18 protein-coding genes and 1 pseudogene are annotated in these 18,132 nt (G+C 73.3%); 16 read left to right on the top strand and 3 right to left on the bottom strand.

What is annotated here, in order from left to right:
* Positions 1-89: 89 nt before the first annotated feature.
* The 13 genes and pseudogenes from O7599_RS11250 to O7599_RS11190 all read left to right on the top strand — a co-directional run bounded on the left by O7599_RS11250 (position 90) and on the right by O7599_RS11190 (position 12,632).
* Positions 90-554 carry a MarR family winged helix-turn-helix transcriptional regulator gene (locus O7599_RS11250; RefSeq protein ID WP_281621997.1) on the top strand — a complete coding sequence of 155 codons (465 nt, stop codon included), beginning with the start codon at positions 90-92 and terminating at the stop codon, positions 552-554.
* A gap of 190 nt (positions 555-744) precedes the next feature.
* The gene (locus O7599_RS11245; protein WP_281621996.1) at positions 745-1,842 is read left to right on the top strand and encodes a substrate-binding domain-containing protein; all 1,098 of its coding nucleotides are present in this window, start codon (positions 745-747) and stop codon (positions 1,840-1,842) included.
* 43 nt (positions 1,843-1,885) lie between these two features.
* Complete coding sequence (locus O7599_RS11240; RefSeq protein WP_281621995.1) at positions 1,886-2,974, top strand: mandelate racemase/muconate lactonizing enzyme family protein; 1,089 nt, start codon at positions 1,886-1,888, stop codon at positions 2,972-2,974.
* The gene (locus O7599_RS11235) at positions 2,971-4,047 is read left to right on the top strand and encodes an ABC transporter permease (protein ID WP_281621994.1); all 1,077 of its coding nucleotides are present in this window, start codon (positions 2,971-2,973) and stop codon (positions 4,045-4,047) included. Before O7599_RS11240 ends, O7599_RS11235 begins: the two co-directional genes overlap by 4 nt.
* Entirely contained in the window at positions 4,044-5,120 is a 1,077-nt protein-coding gene (locus tag O7599_RS11230; RefSeq protein ID WP_281621993.1) for an ABC transporter permease, read from the top strand. Before O7599_RS11235 ends, O7599_RS11230 begins: the two co-directional genes overlap by 4 nt.
* Complete coding sequence (locus O7599_RS11225) at positions 5,117-6,676, top strand: sugar ABC transporter ATP-binding protein (protein ID WP_281621992.1); 1,560 nt, start codon at positions 5,117-5,119, stop codon at positions 6,674-6,676. The genes O7599_RS11230 and O7599_RS11225 overlap by 4 nt, the downstream gene beginning before the upstream one ends.
* Entirely contained in the window at positions 6,673-6,996 is a 324-nt protein-coding gene (locus tag O7599_RS11220; RefSeq protein ID WP_281621991.1) for an L-rhamnose mutarotase, read from the top strand. Before O7599_RS11225 ends, O7599_RS11220 begins: the two co-directional genes overlap by 4 nt.
* Before the next feature lie 81 nt (positions 6,997-7,077).
* On the top strand, positions 7,078-7,851 hold the full coding sequence (locus O7599_RS11215; RefSeq protein ID WP_281621990.1) for an SDR family oxidoreductase: 774 nt from the start codon (positions 7,078-7,080) through the stop codon (positions 7,849-7,851).
* A gap of 44 nt (positions 7,852-7,895) precedes the next feature.
* Positions 7,896-8,885, top strand: coding sequence for an aldo/keto reductase (locus O7599_RS11210; RefSeq protein WP_281623349.1), 990 nt, complete (start codon positions 7,896-7,898; stop codon positions 8,883-8,885).
* 2 nt (positions 8,886-8,887) lie between these two features.
* Positions 8,888-9,628, top strand: coding sequence for a (Fe-S)-binding protein (locus O7599_RS11205; RefSeq protein ID WP_281621989.1), 741 nt, complete (start codon positions 8,888-8,890; stop codon positions 9,626-9,628).
* Positions 9,625-11,112 (top strand): annotated as a pseudogene (locus tag O7599_RS11200) (lactate utilization protein B). The gene O7599_RS11205 and the pseudogene O7599_RS11200 overlap by 4 nt, the downstream one beginning before the upstream one ends.
* On the top strand, positions 11,109-11,762 hold the full coding sequence (locus O7599_RS11195) for an LUD domain-containing protein (RefSeq protein WP_281621988.1): 654 nt from the start codon (positions 11,109-11,111) through the stop codon (positions 11,760-11,762). The pseudogene O7599_RS11200 and the gene O7599_RS11195 overlap by 4 nt, the downstream one beginning before the upstream one ends.
* 9 nt (positions 11,763-11,771) lie before the next feature.
* On the top strand, positions 11,772-12,632 hold the full coding sequence (locus O7599_RS11190; protein ID WP_281621987.1) for an amidohydrolase family protein: 861 nt from the start codon (positions 11,772-11,774) through the stop codon (positions 12,630-12,632).
* A gap of 48 nt (positions 12,633-12,680) precedes the next feature.
* Here the strand turns inward: O7599_RS11190 and O7599_RS11185 are convergent, their stop codons facing one another.
* Positions 12,681-13,418 (bottom strand): GntR family transcriptional regulator, encoded by a 738-nt coding sequence (locus O7599_RS11185; protein WP_281621986.1) that lies wholly within the window; start codon positions 13,416-13,418, stop codon positions 12,681-12,683.
* A 72-nt stretch (positions 13,419-13,490) separates the two neighbouring features.
* A complete protein-coding gene (locus tag O7599_RS11180; protein WP_281621985.1) occupies positions 13,491-14,204 on the bottom strand; it encodes a GntR family transcriptional regulator in 714 nt (237 codons plus the stop codon).
* Between the two features lie 287 nt (positions 14,205-14,491).
* Here O7599_RS11180 and O7599_RS11175 point away from each other — a divergent pair, with 287 nt between their 5' ends.
* From O7599_RS11175 to O7599_RS11165, 3 genes are all read left to right on the top strand, one after another.
* Positions 14,492-15,937, top strand: coding sequence for an MFS transporter (locus O7599_RS11175; RefSeq protein WP_281621984.1), 1,446 nt, complete (start codon positions 14,492-14,494; stop codon positions 15,935-15,937).
* Positions 15,894-16,307 (top strand): metalloregulator ArsR/SmtB family transcription factor, encoded by a 414-nt coding sequence (locus tag O7599_RS11170; protein ID WP_281621983.1) that lies wholly within the window; start codon positions 15,894-15,896, stop codon positions 16,305-16,307. Before O7599_RS11175 ends, O7599_RS11170 begins: the two co-directional genes overlap by 44 nt.
* Positions 16,308-16,511: 204 nt before the next feature.
* Entirely contained in the window at positions 16,512-16,994 is a 483-nt protein-coding gene (locus tag O7599_RS11165) for an SRPBCC domain-containing protein (RefSeq protein ID WP_281621982.1), read from the top strand.
* Between the two features lie 143 nt (positions 16,995-17,137).
* Here the strand turns inward: O7599_RS11165 and O7599_RS11160 are convergent, their stop codons facing one another.
* Positions 17,138-17,875 carry a winged helix-turn-helix transcriptional regulator gene (locus O7599_RS11160; RefSeq protein ID WP_281621981.1) on the bottom strand — a complete coding sequence of 246 codons (738 nt, stop codon included), beginning with the start codon at positions 17,873-17,875 and terminating at the stop codon, positions 17,138-17,140.
* Positions 17,876-18,132 lie beyond the last annotated feature (257 nt).

Here is an 18,132-nt window from a genome sequence, read left to right as displayed (position 1 = left end):
TCTCCCCAAGAAGTTAGTATCACTAACGTTTCTCTCCCGAACGAACGTATACCGTTAGTCGTGCTAACGCAAACCGGTAGGCTGCGGTCATGGAGATCGACCCCGGCGACGAGACCCCGGAGCGGCTCAAGCGCCAGCTCTCGCGGCTCGTCGGGATGACGGCCGCCCAGACGCACCGCGTCGCGGGCGACGCGCTACGGGCGGTGGGCGCGCACAAGGACCACTTCGTGGTGCTCGCCGCCCTCGCCGAGTTCGGCCCCGCGAGCCAGGCGGCGCTGTCCGGTCGTACCCGTATCTACAAGAGCGACCTCGTCGCGGTCCTCAACGTGCTCGCGGACGGCGGCTGGGTCCGCCGCTCCCCGGACCCCGCCGACAAGCGCCGCAACGTCATCACCCTCACCGACGCCGGCGGTCGCCGCCTCGACGAACTCGACGGCGTACTCGACGGCGTCAACGAGCGCATCATGGCCCCGCTGACCCGCGCCGAACGCGCGCAGCTCTTCGACCTGCTCGGCCGCGTCAACGCGCACCTCGGCGCCGCACCGGACCACTGAGCTTCGTCTCCGCGGCCTGCTTCCAGGCAAGTTTCCTATAGGATTTTGGCCTTCGGCTGGTCGGTCAGCCCCTCGGGTGAGGGTCCTAAGAGCGGCTTCTTCCAGGAACTCTGTCAGAGATGTTGACGACGGGTGGCCGGGTGGCGCACGATCGCGGCAGCAAAAATCGTATCTGATTTGGAGGCCCCGGATGCTGCGGAAGGGGACCGCTCTCAGACGGCTCGCGGGGACGGCGGTCGCCGCCGTCCTCGTGGCCGGCGCTGCCTCGTGCACCATCAAGAACTCCGACGACCCCGGCGAGGACCGGGTGGCCGCCGCGCGGCCGGGGAGCGGGACCGCGGAGCTGGCGGACGGGTCGGGGACCAAGGTCGCGCTCGTGCCGGGGGGTGCGCACCCCTACTTCCAGCCGTGGAAGAAGACGGGCGCCGCCGCGGAGAGGACGTACGGCCTCGGCGACGTGCTCGTCGACGAGACCGCCGAGTGGGACCAGCAGAAGCAGAACAACCTGCTCTCCACCCTCGCGGCCCGCGGCTACAACGCGTTCGGGGTGTTCGGGGTGTCGCCGACCGACGTCAACACCACGTTCGCCGACCTGAAGTCGCAGGGCCTCGCCGTGGCGTCCCTCGGCTCCTGCCCGGCGGGCGACACCAACGAGGCCGACTTCTGCCTCTCCACCGACGTCGAACTCGCCGCGTACAAGGCCGCGCAGGCCACCATCGACGCGATGGGCGGCAAGGGCACCCTCGTCCACCTCACCGGCAACAATGTCGACGCGAACACCCAACTGCGCCGCCGGGGCGTCGAGAAGGCGGTCGAGGAGACCGGCGGCGAGGTCAGGCTGCTGCAGACCGTCACCGACATCGACAAGGACCTGCAGACCGCGCAGAAGGCGGTGTCGGACCTGCTCGCCGCCAAGGGGCAGGAGATCGACGGCATCGTCACCACCGCGTACAACCCCGCCGTCGCCGCCGCCGAGGCGGTCGGCAGCTCCGGCTCGCCGGCCAAGGTGGTGGCCATCGACGACGACCGGAAGATCCTCGACTCGATCGAGAGCGGCGCCGTCAGCGCCACCGTCGTGCAGAACCCCGCCGGCCAGGCGGAGATCGGCGCCTGGGCGCTGGCCCTGCTGCAGAGCGAGCAGTGCGTGATGAGCACGCCGGGACAGATCGTCGACTCCGGGTCCTTCGTGGTCACGAAGGACAACCTCACGGACTACGACGAGGACCGGCAGGCCAGGACCGAGGCGCTCAAGAAGCAGTTCGCCGACGAACTGCTGTCCTGCCGCTGACCGCGACCGCCCCGCCCCCGGACACAGAAAGCCCCGCCACCACATGAGCATCATCACGACCGCCACGGCCAGGCTGGCCGACATCGCCGTGGAGAAGGACCGCACCGACGCGGTGCAGGCATTCGTCAAGCAGGAGACCATCCTGGTCGACATCACCACGGCCGACGGGCTCGCCGGCACCGGCTACGCCTACACCATCGGCACCGGCGGCACCTCGGTGCTCGCCCTGCTGCGCGACCACCTCCTGCCCGCCCTGCCCGGCCAGGACGCCCGCAACGTCGAGGCCGTGTGGCAGCGGCTGTTCGCGCTGACCCGGGCGACCACCACCGGGGCCCTCACCTCGCTGGCCCTCGCCGCGGTCGACACCGCCCTGTGGGACCTGCGCTGCCGGCGCGCGGGCGAACCGCTGTGGCGGCTGGCCGGCGGACACCGGAGGGAGGTGCCCGTCTACGACACCGAGGGCGGCTGGCTCCACCTGAGCACCGACGACCTCGTCGCGTCCGCGCTGAGCGCCCGGCGGGCCGGCTGGTCCGGGGTGAAGATCAAGGTCGGCAAGCCGAACCCCGCCGAGGACGCCGAGCGGCTCCGTGCGGTACGGGAGGCCGTCGGCCCCGCGATGCACGTCATGGTCGACGCCAACCAGTCGCAGTCGGCGTCCGCCGCCGCCCGGCTCGCGGCCGCACTCGAACCCCACTCCCCGTACTGGCTCGAAGAGCCGCTGCCGGCCGACGACGTGCGCGGCCACGCCCGGCTCGCCCGGGCGACCGGGATCCCCCTGGCCGTGGGGGAGTCGCTCTACTCGCCGATGCAGTTCCGCGCGTACCTGGAGGCCGGGGCCGCCTCCGTCGTCCAGGTCGACGTCGCCCGGGTCGGCGGCATCACCCCCTGGCTGAAGGTCGCGCACCTCGCGGAGGCGCACAACGTCGTGGTCTGCCCCCACTTCCTGATGGAACTGCACGTCAGCCTGGTCGCGGCGGTCAGCAACGGCCTGTACGTCGAGTACATACCGCAGTTGCGCGCCGTGACCCGTACCGAGCTGACGCTCCGCGAGGGCCGGGCCGTCGCCCCGGACGAGCCGGGGATCGGCATCGACTGGGACCCCGACGCCCTGGACGACCGGAGAGTGGCATGAAGCCCGCCACCGCACCGCCGGAACCGGCCACGGAGGAACCGCGGGCGGCGGCGCGCGCCTCGCGCCCCCTGCCCTTCTGGGTCGACCAGCGGCTCGGCCTGCTGGTCCTGATCATCGCCCTGGCCGCGGTGTTCGGCTCGCTCCGCCCGGCGTTCTTCGACGCCAGGCTCGTGATGTTCCCGCTGCTGCGCGACGTCTCCACCCTCACGGTCGTCGCGCTGGCGCAGCTCGTCGCGCTGTCCGTGGGCCACATGAACCTCGCCGTCGGGCGCATGGCCGCGTTCGGCGCGCTGTTCGCGGGCTTCGGCTACGACCGGCTCGGCCTGCCGCTGCCGCTGGGCCTGCTGCTCTGCCTGGCCGCCGGCGCCGCGATCGGCGCCCTCACCGGCTGGATCATCGCCCGTACCGGGGTCAGCTCGTTCGTCGTCACCCTCGCCATGGACTTCGCCCTGCTGGGACTGGTCTCCCTGGCCTACTCCGCCCTCACCGAGAACGCCGCCTTCACCACCACCCCCGCGGGCGTCGGCGAACTGCGCTCCTACTCGCTCGCCGACATCTGCGTGGGCCCCGTCTGCGGCTCGCCGGCCATTCCCCAGCTCGCCCAGTTCACGGTCCTCGCGCTCGTCGTGCTCGGCTTCCTGTACTCCGCCACCCGCACCGGCCGCGAACTCCTCCTCACCGGCGCCAACCCGGCCGCGGCGGAGCTGTCCGGCATCCCCACCCGGCGGCGGATCGTCACGGCACACGCCCTGTCCGGTCTGCTGGCCGCCCTCGCCGGGTTCATGGCCGCGGTCGGCACCGGCACCTTCCGCGCCTCCATCGGCGACGACTTCATGCTGCCGTCCTTCCTCGGCGCGGTCCTCGGCGGCACCCTGCTGACCGGCGGCGTCGTCTCCGTCGTCGGTGCCCTGCTCGGCACGACCCTCGTGGGCGTGATCCGCAAGGGACTCGACCTGCTCGGCGTGGGACTGGAGAGCCTCAACATCTACCTCGGCTGCGTCCTGCTGCTCGCCCTCTCGGCGGACCGGGTACGCAACGTCCTGTCCTACCGCAAGGTGGTGCGCTCCACATGACCACGTTCCGCGCCGGGAGCGCGGCCGCGCTCCCGGCGCTCCGCCGCTTCTCCCGCTCCACCGCCATGACCCTGCTGTGCGTCGTCGTCGCCGGCTACCTCGCCCTGGGCGTCGCCTCGTCCGGTTCCTTCTTCGAGGGCCCCTCCGTCCGCACCTTCCTGCAGTACCTCGCCACGCCCGTCCTCATCGGCCTGGCCCAGATGGTCGCCCTGTGCGTCGGCCAGCTCAACCTCGCCGTCGGCGCCCTCGGCGGCTTCACCGCCTGCCTCATGGGCGTGCTGATGGCCGACGCCGGCGTGCCCGCCGCGCTGGCGGTGCCCGCCGGGCTGCTGACGGCCACCCTGATCGGCCTGCTCACCGGGCTGTTCATCGTGGGCACCCGGATCAACGGCTTCATCGTCACGCTCGGCACCATGACCATCCTGCTGGGCGCGCAGTACCGGCTGACCGGGACCCGTACCGTCGACGGCTACTCAACGACGCTGCGCGACCTCGGCCGCAGCGCGCCGCTCAACCTCCCGCTGGTCTTCCTCACCGCGCTGGCCGTGGCCGCGCTGCTCGCCGCCTTCCTGCACCGCGCGACCGCCGGCCGCCGCCTCCTCGCCGCCGGCGGCAACCCGCTGGCCGCCCGGCTGTCGGGCATCTCCACCGACCGCCAGATCGTCGTCGCCCACACCCTGTCCGGGCTGCTCGTCGGCGTGGCCGCGCTGACCGCCACCGCGTCGCTGCCCGGCGTCAACCGCAGCGTCGGCGGCGACTGGCTGCTGCCCAGCTTCGCCGCCCCGATCATCGGCGGGGTCGCCCTGACCGGCGGCTCCGTGGCGGTGCTCGGCACCGTGCTGGCGGCCTTCGTGATGCGGCTCATCGACGCCGCGCGGGCGGAGTTCTCGCTCGACCCCAGTTGGGTCAACTTCCTCATCGGGCTGGTGGTGCTGGGCACCGTCGTCGGCGGCCGGCTGCACCAGGCGCACCTGGAGAAGACCGGCGGAGCCCGTGGCCGACCGCCCGGGGCCGGGGACGGCGGCCCGCCGCCCGCGGACGACCGCGTGCCCGCCGGCGGAGGTGCCCGATGAGCGAGCCGCTTCTCGTCTGCGAGGACGTCGTCAAGGTCTTCCCGGGCGTACGCGCCCTCGACCGCGTCGGGCTGCGCCTCGAAGCCGGTACGGTCCACGCCCTGCTCGGCGAGAACGGGGCCGGCAAGTCGACGCTCATCAAGGTGCTGACCGGCGTCCACCCGCCCGACGGCGGCCGGCTGCGCTGGCAGGGCCGCGACGTGCACCTGCGCTCGCCGCTGGAGGCCGCCCGCCTCGGCATCGGCGTCGTGCACCAGGAACGCAACGTCATCCCGGACTTCTCCGTCGCCGAGAACATCACCCTGCAGCGCCCGCCGTCCCGCCGCGGTCTCGTCGACCGGGCGGCGATGACCGGGCCGGCCCGCGACTGCCTCCGCGAACTCGGCCTGGACCTCGACCCGCACCGGCCCGTACGCGAGCTGTCCGTGGCGCAGCAGCAGTTGGTGGAGATCGCCAAGGCCCTCTACACCGACAGCCGCGTCCTGCTCCTCGACGAGCCGACCGCGTCCCTGTCGCCGGGCGAGGCGGAGCGGCTGTTCGAGGTGATCCGCAGGCTCACCGCCCGGGGCACCTGCGTGGTCTTCGTCAGCCACAAGCTGGAGGAGGTCTTCGCCGTCTGCGACACCGTCACCGTGCTGCGCGACGGGCACGCCGTGCTGGAGTCCGCGCCGCTGGCGGAGCGTACCCACGACGAGATCGTCGGCCTCATGGTCGGCCGGGCCCACGCGGCGACCGCCTTCGCCCCGCGCACCGCCCGCCCGGCCGGCCCCCCGGCCCTCGCCCTGACCGGCGTGGCCACGGCCGCCGGCCACGAGGACGTCTCCTTCACCGTCGGCCGCGGGGAGATCGTCGGCCTCTACGGGCTGGTGGGCGCCGGCCGCAGCGAGCTGGTCAAGGCGGTCCTCGGACTCGACCGCATCCTCGCCGGCGAGGTGCGGGTGCACGGCGAGCAGGCGCGGATCGCCTCGCCCCGCCAGGCGCTGCACCGGTACGGGATCGGCTACCTCACGGAGAACCGGAAGGAGGAGGGGGTCTTCCTCGACCAGCCCCTCACCCGGAACATCGCGGTGACGGTGTGGCGGAAGCTGGCCGGGCGCCTCGACCGGGTCCCCGCGCGGCGCGAACAGGCCGTCGCCCAGGACCTCGTCGACCGCCTCGGCATCCGCGTCGCCGGACTCGGCCAGAACGCCGGCGAGCTGTCCGGCGGCAACCAGCAGAAGGTCAGCCTCGCGAAGTGGCTGGCCGCCGACACCCGGCTCCTCGTCGTCGACGAGCCCACCGTGGGCGTCGACGTCCGCACCAAGCACGCCTTCCACGAACTGCTGTGGGAACTGGCCCGGGACGGCATGGCCATCCTGCTGATCAGCAGCGACCTCGGCGAGATGGTGACGCTCGCCGACCGCGTCGTCGTCATGGCCGGCCACCGCGTCCGTGGCGAGCTGGCCAACGACCACGACTACGACCGGATGAGCGGCCGCATCATCCGGCTGATCCACGACCGGCCCGCGCCGGCGACGGCCGGGCAGACCCGGCAGGAGGGACACCCCCCGGCATGAAACGCGTCGCGCAGGTCATCCGCGTCCGTCCGGAGAAGCTCGCCGAGTACCGCGAGCTGCACCAGAACGTCCCTCAGCCGGTGCTCGACACCCTCCGCCGCTGCCACATCGCCAACTACTCCCTCCACCTCCTCGGCGACCGGCTCTTCGGCTACTTCGAGTACCACGGCGAGGACCTCGACGCCGACCTCGCCCGGATGGCCGCCGACGCGCACACCCGCGCGTGGTGGGCGCGCACCGACCCGTGCCAGGAGCCGGTCGAAGAGGCCGCGCCGGGCCAGTGGTGGGCGCCGATGGAGCAGGTCTTCCTCATGGAGTAGGCGCGGCGGCCGGCGCCGCCGGCCCCTCCCGTTCCGTACGACATCCGCGGGCCCGGCCCGCGACCGCAAGGAGAACCACCCATGAACGAACTGGCCGGACGCAGGGCGCTGGTGACCGGCGGCGCCTCCGGTATCGGGCTGGCCACGGCGCGGCTGCTGGCCGCGCGCGGCGCCGACGTGGCCGTCCTCGACCTCCGTACGCCGCCGCTGCCGGAGCCGCTGCGCGCCCACGCCGCGGACGTCGCGGACGACGACTCCGTACGCGCGGCCGTCGCCGCGGCGGCCGACGGCCTCGGCGGGCTCGACATCCTGGTCAACAACGCCGGCATCGGAGCCGCCGGCACCGTGGCCGACAACGACGACGCCGAGTGGCACCGGGTGCTCGACGTGAACGTCCTCGGCATGGTGCGTACGACCCGCGCCGCCCTGCCGCACCTGCGGCGCGCCGCCGCCGCCCGGGCCGGGGACGCCGCGATCGTGAACGTGTGCTCCATCGCGGCCACCGCGGGGCTGCCGCAGCGCGCCCTGTACAGCGCGAGCAAGGGCGCGGTGCTGTCGCTGACGCTGGCCATGGCCGCCGACCACGTACGGGAAGGCATCCGCGTGAACTGCGTCAACCCCGGCACGGTGGACACCCCGTGGGTCGGCAGGCTGCTCGACCGGGCGGACGACCCCGAGGCCGAGCGGGCGGCGCTGAACGCCCGGCAGCCGACGGGCCGGCTGGTGTCGGCCGACGAGGTGGCCGCCGCCGTGGCGTACCTCGCGAGCCCCGCCGCCGCCTCCGTCACCGGCACCGCGCTGCCGGTCGACGGCGGCATGCAGGGGCTGCGGCTGCGGGCGGCGGCGCGGCGGTGAGGGACGAGAACGGCGCGGGGGCCGGCGGGACCCCGGCGCGCCGGGTGCCCGTGGGCGGCGGGCGCCCGGTCGCCGTCACCCGCCTCGGCCTGGGCGCGGCCTCCCTCGCCGGGCTCTACACCGCGGTCACCGAGGACGAGGCCGCCGCCACCGTCGAGGCCGCCTGGGACGCCGGCATCCGTTACTTCGACACCGCCCCGCACTACGGCCTCGGCCTGTCGGAACGGCGCCTGGGCGCCGCCCTGCGCGGCAGGCCCCGGGACGAGTACACGGTGTCCACGAAGGTCGGGCGGCTGCTGGAACCGCTCGCAGGGCCCGCCCGCGGCACCGACCTCGCCCACGGCTTCGCCGTGCCCGCCACCCACCGCCGGGTGTGGGACCTCAGCGCCGACGGCGTCCGCCGCTCCCTGGCGGCCAGCCTGGACCGGCTGGGCCTGGACCGCGTCGACATCGCCCTGATCCACGATCCGGACGACCACGCGGAACAGGCGTTCCGCGAGGCGTACCCCGCGCTGGAACGGCTGCGCGACGAGGGCGTGGTGGGTGCGATCGGGGCGGGGATGAACCAGTCCGCGATGCTCACCCGCTTCGTGACGGACACCGACGTGGACGTGGTGCTGTGCGCCGGCCGCTACACCCTCCTCGAACAGCCCGCGCTGGCCGACCTGCTGCCGGCCGCCGCGGCGCGCGGCACCGCCGTGGTCGCCGGCGGGGTGTTCAACTCCGGTCTGCTGGCCGACCCGGCGGCGGCCGAAGCCACCTACGACTACGGGGCCGCCCCGCGGCACCTCGTCGACCGCGCCCGCGCGAGCGCCGGCGTCACCGAGGCGCACGGCGTACCGCTGCGCGCCGCCGCCCTGCACCTCCCCCTGGGCCACCCCGCCGTCGCCTCCGTGCTCGTCGGCGCCCGGTCGGCGGCCGAGGTCCGGGACGCGGCGGACTGCCTCCGGCGGCCCGTACCCCCGCGGGTGTGGGACGACCTCCGCGCCGCCGGGCTGCTCCCGCCGGCCGTACCCGTACCGACCCGGGAGTAGCCGTGCGCATCGCCCTCTTCGTCACCTGCCTCACCGACGCCCTGAGTCCGCAGACCGGCCGGTCCGTGGTCGCGCTGCTCGAACGGCTCGGCCACCGCGTCGACTTCCCGCGGGCGCAGAACTGCTGCGGCCAGATGCACCTCAACACCGGCTACCGGCCCGAGGCGCTGCCCCTGGCCCGCCGCTTCGCCGACGCCTTCGCCGGCTACGAAGCCGTGGTGACCCCCTCCGCGTCCTGCGCCGGCATGGTCCGCGAGCACCACCGCGCGCTCGCCGCCGAGTACGGCGACGCCGCACTCGCCGCCGCCGCCGAGCGGCTGGCCCCGCGCGTCCACGAACTCTCCGAGCTGCTCGTCGACGTCCTCGGCGTCACCGACGTCGGCGCGTACTTCCCCCACCGGGTCACATACCACCCCACCTGCCACTCCCTGCGCATGCTGCGCGTCGGCGACCGGCCGCTGCGACTGCTGCGCGCCGTGCGCGGGATCGACCTCGTCGAGCTGCCCGAGGCGGAGAGCTGCTGCGGCTTCGGCGGTACGTTCGCGCTGAAGAACTCCGCGGTCTCCGGCGCGATGCTGGCCGACAAGGTACGTCACGTCCGTGCCACCGGCGGCGACGTGCTCTGCGCCGCCGACAACTCCTGCCTGATGCACATCGGCGGCGGGCTGTCCCGGCTGGACACGGGGATCGGCACCCGGCACCTCGCCGAGATACTCGCCGCGACCGAAGGAGCCGGGCGATGACCGGGACCGGACGGGAGAGTTCGGCCGCCCCCGCGCGGGACGGCCTCGTCTGGCTGGGCACCCCCGCCTTCCCGGACGCCGCGCGGGCCGCCGTCGCCGACCCCCGGCTGGCCGCGAACCTGCGCCGGGCCACCGGCACCATCCGCGCGAAGCGCCTGGCCGCCGTGGGCGAGCCGGCCGACTGGGAGGAACTGCGCACCGCCGGCGCCGCGGTGAAGCGGTCGGCGCTGCGCCACCTCGGCACCCACCTGACCACGCTGGAGGAGTCCGTGACCCGGGCCGGCGGCACCGTGCACTGGGCGGCCGACGCCGCGGCGGCCAACCGCATCGTCGCCGACCTGGTGCGGGCGACCGGCGAGCGGGAGGTCGTCAAGGTCAAGTCCATGGTCACGCAGGAGATCGGGCTGAACGAAGCGCTGGCCGCCGCCGGCGTCACCGCGTACGAGACCGACCTCGCCGAGCTCATCGTGCAGCTCGCCGACGACCGCCCCTCCCACATCCTCGTACCGGCGATCCATCTCAACCGCTGAGAGATCCGCGACCTGTTCGCCACCGCCATGGGGGAGTGGGGCCGGCCCGCCCCCGACGGCCTGACCGACGACCCCGCCGCGCTGGCCGAAGCCGCCCGCCTCCACCTGCGGGAGAAGTTCCTGCGCGCCCGGGTCGCGGTCTCCGGCGCCAACTTCGCCTGCGCCGACACCGGCACGGTGGTCGTCGCGGAGTCGGAGGGCAACGGCCGGATGTGCCTGACCCTCCCCGACACGCTCATCACCGTCATGGGCATCGAGAAGGTGCTGCCGTCCTTCGCCGACCTGGAGGTCTTCCTCCAGCTCCTGCCCCGCTCGTCGACCGGCGAGCGGATGAACCCGTACACCTCGACGTGGACCGGCACCACCGCGGGCGACGGCCCCCGCGACTTCCACCTCGTCCTCCTCGACAACGGGCGCACCGACACCCTGCGCGACACCGTCGGCCGCCAGGCACTCGCCTGCATCCGCTGCTCCGCGTGCCTGAACGTCTGCCCGGTCTACGAGCGCACCGGCGGCCACGCCTACGGCTCCCCCTATCCGGGCCCCATCGGCGCCGTGCTCACCCCGCAGCTCGCCGGCATCGAGCACGCCGCGTCGCTGCCCTTCGCCTCCACGCTCTGCGGCGCCTGCTACGACGCCTGCCCGGTGAAGATCGACATCCCGGAGGTGCTGGTCCACCTGCGCGCCCGCGCCGTCGACGCGCGGCGCGGCTCGCGGCCCACCGCGGAGGCCCTGGCCATGAAGGCCGCCGCGGCGACGCTCGCGTCCCCGCGCCGGCTGGCCGCCGCGCAGCGGGCCGGGGCGCTCGGCGCCCGGCTCCTCGCCCGCCGCGGGGTGCTGCGCCGGCTGCCGGGTCCGCTGGCGCGCTGGTCCGACGCCCGCGACACCGCCGCGCCGCCGTACGAGTCCTTCCGCACCTGGTGGCGCCGTACCCGCGGGCGGGGGAGCCGATGAGCGCCCGCGAGGAGATCCTGTCCCGGATCGGGGCCGCGCTCGGCGACGTACCCGCGGACGAGCCGCCGGCGGCCGGCCCGGGCTCCCGCCGGTACCGTACGGAACGGCGACTGCCGGACGCCGTCGCGCTCTTCGCGGAGCGCGCCGCCGAGTACCGCGCCGCGGTCACCCGGACCACCGAGGCCGGGGCGCGTACGGCCGTGGCCGCCGCCCTCACGCCGCGCTCGCCGGCCCGCCTCGTCGTGCCCCGCGGCTTCCCCGGCGCCTGGCTGCCCCCGCGCCCGCCGTGGCGACGGCTCGACGACGACCCGCCGCTCGGCGCCGCCGAACTCGACGCCGCGGACGGCGTCCTGACCACCTGCGCCCTGGCCGTCGCCGAGACCGGCACCCTGGTCCTGGACACCGGGCCGGGCCAGGGCAGGCGCGTCCTGACCCTGCTCCCGGACTTCCACCTGTGCGTGCTGCGCTCCGCGCAGATCGCCGCGGACGTGCCGGAGGCGCTGCGCCGCCTCGATCCGCGCCGCCCCCTGACGTTCGTCTCCGGTCCTTCCGCCACCAGCGACATCGAGCTGGAACGGGTCGAAGGCGTGCACGGGCCGCGCACGCTGCACATCCTCGTCGTCGAACCGGACCGACCGCCAAGGAGCTGACCCGCCCCCATGCACACCACGCCGCGGCGCATCGACGCCCACCACCACGTCTGGGACCTGTCCGTCCGCGACCAGGAGTGGATCACCGGTCCGGAACTCGCGCCGCTGCGCCGGGACTTCACCGCCGCGGAGCTGGCGCCGCTCGCGCGGGCGGCGGGCGTCGGCACCTCCGTCGTCGTCCAGACCGTCGCCGATCCCGGCGAGACCCCGGAGCTGCTGGCGCTGGCGGCCCGGGACGACCTCGTCGGGGCCGTCGTCGGCTGGACGGACCTCACCGCGCCCGACGTCGCGGAGCGACTGGCCGGGCTGCGCGAGCTGCCCGGCGGCCGGTACCTCGCCGGGATCCGCCACCAGGTCCAGGGCGAGGCCGACCCGGACTGGCTCACCCGGCCCGACGTGCTGCGCGGCCTGCGCGCCGTGGCCGCCGCCGGCCTGGTATACGACCTGGTCGTCCTGCCGCACCAGTTGCCCGCCGCCGCGCGGGCCGCCGCCGCGGTGCCGGAGCTGGGCTTCGTCCTCGACCACCTGGGCAAGCCGCCGGTCGCCGCCCGCGGGCTGCGGCCCTGGGCGGACGACCTGCGCGGGCTCGCGTCGTACCCGAACGTGACCGGCAAGCTCTCCGGCCTGGTGACCGAGGCCGACTGGGCCTCCTGGCAGACCGACGACCTGCGCCCCTACGCCGACACCGCGCTGGCGGCCTTCGGCCCCGACCGGCTGATGTTCGGCTCCGACTGGCCCGTGTGCACCCTCGCCGCCGGCTACGCCGACGTCGTCGCGTCCGCCGGGGCGCTCACCGGGGAGCTGAGCCCGGCCGAGCAGAGCGCCTTCTGGTCGGGCACGGCCGCGCGCGTCTACGGGCTGCCCGGCTGACCCACCCGGGCGCGCCCGCCGTGGGCTGCCGGGTCCGGGCGTACGCGCTCACGCCCGGGCGTCGTAGCGCGCCCGCTGCCGCGCCAGGCTGCGCCGCAGATGCTCCGCCATCGCCTCGGCGGCGCGCTCCGGGCTGCGCCGCAGCACGGCCCGCAGGACGCGCCGGTGCTCCGCGAGCGTGTCCGGGCTGGCACCGGCCACCGGGCTCAGCCGGAACAGGTGCAGATGGACGTGCAGGCGCTCCACCGCATCCGCGAGGAGCCGGCGGCCGGACGCCTCGGCGATGACCTCGTGGAACCGCTGGTCCAGGGTCGCGAAGCCGCCGTACACGGCATAGCTGTCACCCAGGTCGGGCCGCCCGCGCATCTCCTCGACGAGCTCCTCCAGCAGGTCGAGCTGCGTCTCCGAGGCGTGCTCCGCCGCCCGGGCGGCGGCGTACGGCTCCAGCAGCATCCGCATCTCGAAGAGCTCCTCGACGCCCCGGTGGCCGAGGAGTTCGGTGGCGCGGTAGCCGGACAGCGACCGCTTGACGACGAGCCCGTCCGACTCCAGCCGGGCCAGCGCCTCCCGCACCGGGGTCGGCGACACGGCCAGCTCCCGGGCCAGCGCCTGGATGCCGACCCGCCCGCCGGGCGCGATCCGGTGGTCCATGACCATCGCCTTGACCGCCTCGTAGACGCCGTCCACGAGAGCCGAGCGCTTCGGGGCCGGGGTCGGGGCCATGCCCGGGGCCGGCGGCGGAGGCGAGACGACGGCGTCGTCCGCGGCGCGCTCCTCCGGCAGCATGGGCCCCTTTCCGTTCTGACGTGCGGGTGGCCCCGATTGTATCCGGGTCGCCCCGCAGCTCAGGGGGCACGCTCACGCGTCCCGGCGGCCCCGCTGCCGCGCCAGGCTGCGCCGCAGATGCTCCGCCATCGCCTCGGCGGCGCGCTCGGGACTGCGGCGCAGCACGGCCCGCAGGATCCGCTCGTGCTCGGCGAGCGTGGGCTCGCCCGCCCCCGGGATGCTGCCGAGCCGGAAGATGTGCAGGTGCGCGTGGAGGCGCTCCACGGCGTCGGCGAGCAGCGGGCGGTCCGCCGCCTCGGCGATCGCCTCGTGGAAGCGCTGGTCGAGGGCCGCGAAGTCGCGATAGGCGGCGTACGGGCCGGAAGGCTCCGGGCGGGCCTGCATCTCCTCCACGATCCGCTCGATGCGGTCGAGCTGCGCCTCGTCGGCGTGGGACGCCGCGAACGCCGCGGCCGGCGGCTCCAGCAGGGCCCGCATCTCGAACAGCTCCTCCATCGCGTCCATGGTGAGGAGTTCGGTGGCGCGGTACCCGGACAGCGACCGCTTGACGACGAGCCCGTCCGACTCCAGCCGGGCCAGCGCCTCCCGTACCGGGGTCGGCGACACGGCCAGCTCCCGGGCCAGTCCGTCGATGCTCACGCGGCCGCCCGGAGCGATCTCGTGGTCCATGACCATGGCCTTGATGCGCTCGTACACGCTCTCGGAGAGCGCCCGCCGCGCCGGCCCCCCGTCCGCCGGCTTGTCGTCGGCCGCGGCCGTGCCCCCGAAGCCGTTCTGCCCCGGCATCGGCCCGACCCCCTTCCCGGGTGCTTCCTCGACGACTCCCCCCAGTCTGCCTGGTCGTCCATCGTCGTGGGAGCGACGGCGGGCATGGTGCCGGCGCTGCTCTCGGTCCCGGGCTCGACCGTTACCTCTCCAGCCTCCTGCGCAGCAGCACGCAAAGGTGACCGCCGGCCGGCCGCCGCCGGTGCCATGGCTCTGCCTTGACTGACATGAAAGTCCTCACTAACATAAAAATCCGTTAGGGACTGTCCGTGACTGTTCCGCTGAGGTGCACGTCAGGAGCAGAGTTGATGCAGCCGGCACGAGACACGTTCCCCCAACGGCAGGTGGCCTGGACGATCGCGCTGGCCGCACTCACCAACTTCATGGTGAGTCTGGACAACCTGGTCGTGGCGACCGCGCTGCCGACGCTGCACGAGGATCTCGGCGGTGACGCGGGCAATCTGAGCTGGGCGGTCAACGCGTACACGTTGGCCTTCGCCTCGCTGATCCTCACGGGTACGACCCTGGCCGACCGCTTCGGCCGGCTGCGGGTGTTCTCGATCGGCCTGACGGTGTTCACCGTCGGCTCCATCCTGTGTGCCGTCAGCCCGTCGCTGGGGTTCCTCATCGGCGCACGCGTCGTGCAGGGCGTCGGCGGCGGGGTCGTGCTCCCGCTGACCCTCGCGCTCATCACCTCGGTGACCCCGCCCGAGGAGCGGGGAAAGGCCATCGGCATCTGGGGCGGCGTCATCGGCATCGCGGTCGCGTCCGGACCGGTCGTCGGCGGCGCGATCATCCAGGGCTTCAGTTGGCACTGGATCTTCTGGCTGAACGTGCCCATCGGGCTCGGCGTCATCGCCCTTGCCCGCATGCACGTGCCCGAGTCCTTCGGCGGCTCGCGGAAGATCGACCCCGTCGGTCTCCTCATGGCCACCTCCGCGGTCCTGCTCATCGTGCAGGCGCTGATCCGCGGTCCGGAGCGGGAGTGGACGGAGGTCACGATCCTCGGCGGGCTCGTCGTGGGGCCGCTCCTGCTCGTGTGCTTCGTCCTGTGGGAGCGCCGGGTGTCGGAGCCCATGATCAGCATCAGCCTGTTCCGGAACCTGAACGTGTCCGCGGGATGTGTCTCCAACTTCATCCTCAACGCGGGGATGTTCGGCCCCGCGTTCCTCCTCACCCAGTACATCCAGCTCGGCCTGGGGAACAGTCCCGTCGAGGTCGGTGTACGCCTGCTGCCGTGGACGGCGCTGACCCTGGTGATCTCCCCGTTCGTCGGCCAACTGGCGGACAGGATCGGTGAGCGCTACCTGGTCACCGTCGGCCTTCTGCTGCCGGGCGTGGCATTTCTGTGGATCGGCTGGGAGATGTCCGACTCCCCGGTGGGATACGGCAGTCTGTGGCTTCCGCTCCTCTTCGCCGGCGCCGGCACCGCGATCGCGTTTCCCTCGGTCTCGTCCGCGGTGATGCGGTCGGTAACTCCCAAGCAGGCCGGGATGGCTTCCGGATCCAGTGAGACGTTCGCGTACGTCGGCGCGGTATTCGGCGTCGCGATGGTGACCGCCTGGTTCGCCGCATTCGGGGACTACGGCACGGCTGCTAGTATGGCCGAGGGGATTGGTCCCGCGTTGGTCGGTATCGGTGTGCTCAGTGTCGTCGGGGCGATTGTTGCCGTACTGGTCATCCGACAGCAGAAGATGGCGGCGCCTGACCATGATGAGGCTTTCGAACCAGCCGGAAGAAGCGTCGGCCGATGACGTGTCGACCTCCGCGGTCCTGCGGGCGTTCTCCGACGAAAACCGCCGCACCATGCTCGAACTGGTGGCTACCAGGGAGATGTCCGCCGGTGAGATCGCGGAACACTTCACGGTCACCCGCCAGGCCGTCTCGCAACACCTTCGCGTGCTCAAGGAGGCGGGACTTGTCGAGGAACGCCGCGCCGGAAGAAACCGGCTCTACCGCACGCGGGCCGACGGGCTCGCCATACTGCACCGGTACTTCACCAACCTCTGGTCCAACAGCCTCGCGCTTGCCAAGGAAATCGCGGAGGAATCCGAGACCGACACGCACGGCGAAGGCGACCGCGGCGACGAGTCGGCAGATCCCGAGGGAGGGCTGCCCGGCTAGCGCACGGGCGCTATCCTGGCGGCGTCGCGGGCCGTCGAGTGAGCCGAGCGGCGTCGGCGACTGCCCTGCTGAGCAGGGGAGTCGAGGGTACGAACCCGATGAGCCGGCCCGTCGGACGGCGTGGTCAAGCCCGAAGGCGAAGCGGACATACGCCCAGACGCCCAGGACGCTCGCCGTTGCCGAACAACATCGAGGGCTAGGTGGATGAGCTCAGGAAACGCTAGGCACCCGAGTCTCGAAGCCGACCAGCGCGTCGTGCGGGCGAGTGTCGTGGTGAACTGCAGTCAGGAGTCGGCATTCTCGACCTTCGTCGGCCGGGTGGCGGACTGGTGGCCGCTGCAGTCCTACTCGCTGGGGCAGGGCCAGATCAAGGAAGTCGTCGTGGAGAGGCATGTCGGCGGCCGTATGTACGAGGTCCGGGCGGACGGCGAACACGACTGGGGTGTGATCACGAGCTGGAACCCGCCGGACGGGTTCATGCTTCGCTGGGATGTCATTCCGGGAGCCGCGACCTATGTCGAGCTGACTTTTGAGAAGGTCGCCGACCGGTCGACACGCGTGTCGGTCGAACACACCGGCTGGGAGAATGTCGACCCGTCACTGCTCCCCCCGGACTGTGATTACGGGGAAGGCTGGCGGGTAACCCTGCACAGTTTCGCCGAGGAATGCGCGAAATCCGCACAGTAAAGCCGCCGGTGACCTGATGCCGGGATGCTCGTTGTTCGGGCGTGACGCTGCAGGGCCATTCTGAAAGAACGCTGCGCACCCATAACGAACGCCTGGCCGTTGCCCGCCGCCGGTCTCGAACTCCGGCCCGCGAGAGCCTGAGGCTAGGACACCGCCCCGACGAGACCCTCGCCGGCCGGCGGCTCGTCCCCGCCCGACTGGAGGCTGAGGCCCAGGAGCCTCAGACAGCGCGCCAGCGCCATCGAGTCGCCGCTGATCGACATCTTCCCCGACAGCACCGCGTCGAGGGGGCTGACCTGTCCGGTCCCTGTGCGTATGAACGTCTCCGGATCGGAGTCGACGATCAGCGCCGGCTCCCGCGGGGCGGATCCTTCGACGACGCCGGCGGTCCCGTTCTCGCACGACACGGAGAAGACCTCGTTCCCGATGTGGAACTCGTACGCCTCGTCGACTTCCGGCGCCGGCCCGGCCGCCACCATCGCCTCCACCGCCACCACACCCCACTCGGCCCGCACCCGATCCGCGGGCTCGTACGTGGTGATGTGCGACAGGCCCCATGAGGCCAGACCCAGGATGACCGGCCTGAGCGCCTCACCGCTCTCGGTCAGCCGGTACTCGACTCCCCGGCCGTCGCCGGGGACCGGCTCCCGTTCGATCAGGCCCTCGTCGGTCAGCATCTGCAGTCGCGAGGCGAGGAGATTCGGTCCGATACCGACCAGAGTCTCCCCGAGGAGCTGGTTGTAGCGCTTCGGTCCGGTGAGGAGGTCACGAATGATGAGGAGCGTCCACCGCTCCCCGACGATGTCGAGCGCCGCCGCGACAGCGCACATCTGCCGATACCGCTTCGTGCCCATCTTCACCTCCGCGCGCGGTTCAGCCACGCACTCTACTGTGCACTCTCCGTGGACATCGGGATCATTTCTGGTAGTGGTCTCGCCCCGGGTCCCACGCGACGGCCCCGGCGGGCGGTGAGGCGCCTTGGGGGCCCTCCGCGACCGCCGCCACCGCTGGAGGAGACGGCCGGGGCGGCCACACCGGAGAGTCCGACGGCCGCTCGCTGACACCCCGCCTTCCGCTCGCCGGCACCGCGCCCTCCGCCACCGGGCCAGACGGTCTCCGGGCCCGCGGTTGATCGGTG

Source organism: Streptomyces sp. WMMC500 (assembly GCF_027497195.1).
Taxonomy (GTDB): Bacteria; Actinomycetota; Actinomycetes; order Streptomycetales; family Streptomycetaceae; genus Streptomyces.
Note: the sequence above shows the minus strand (reverse complement) of the source record. Positions and strands in the feature narration are given on the sequence as shown.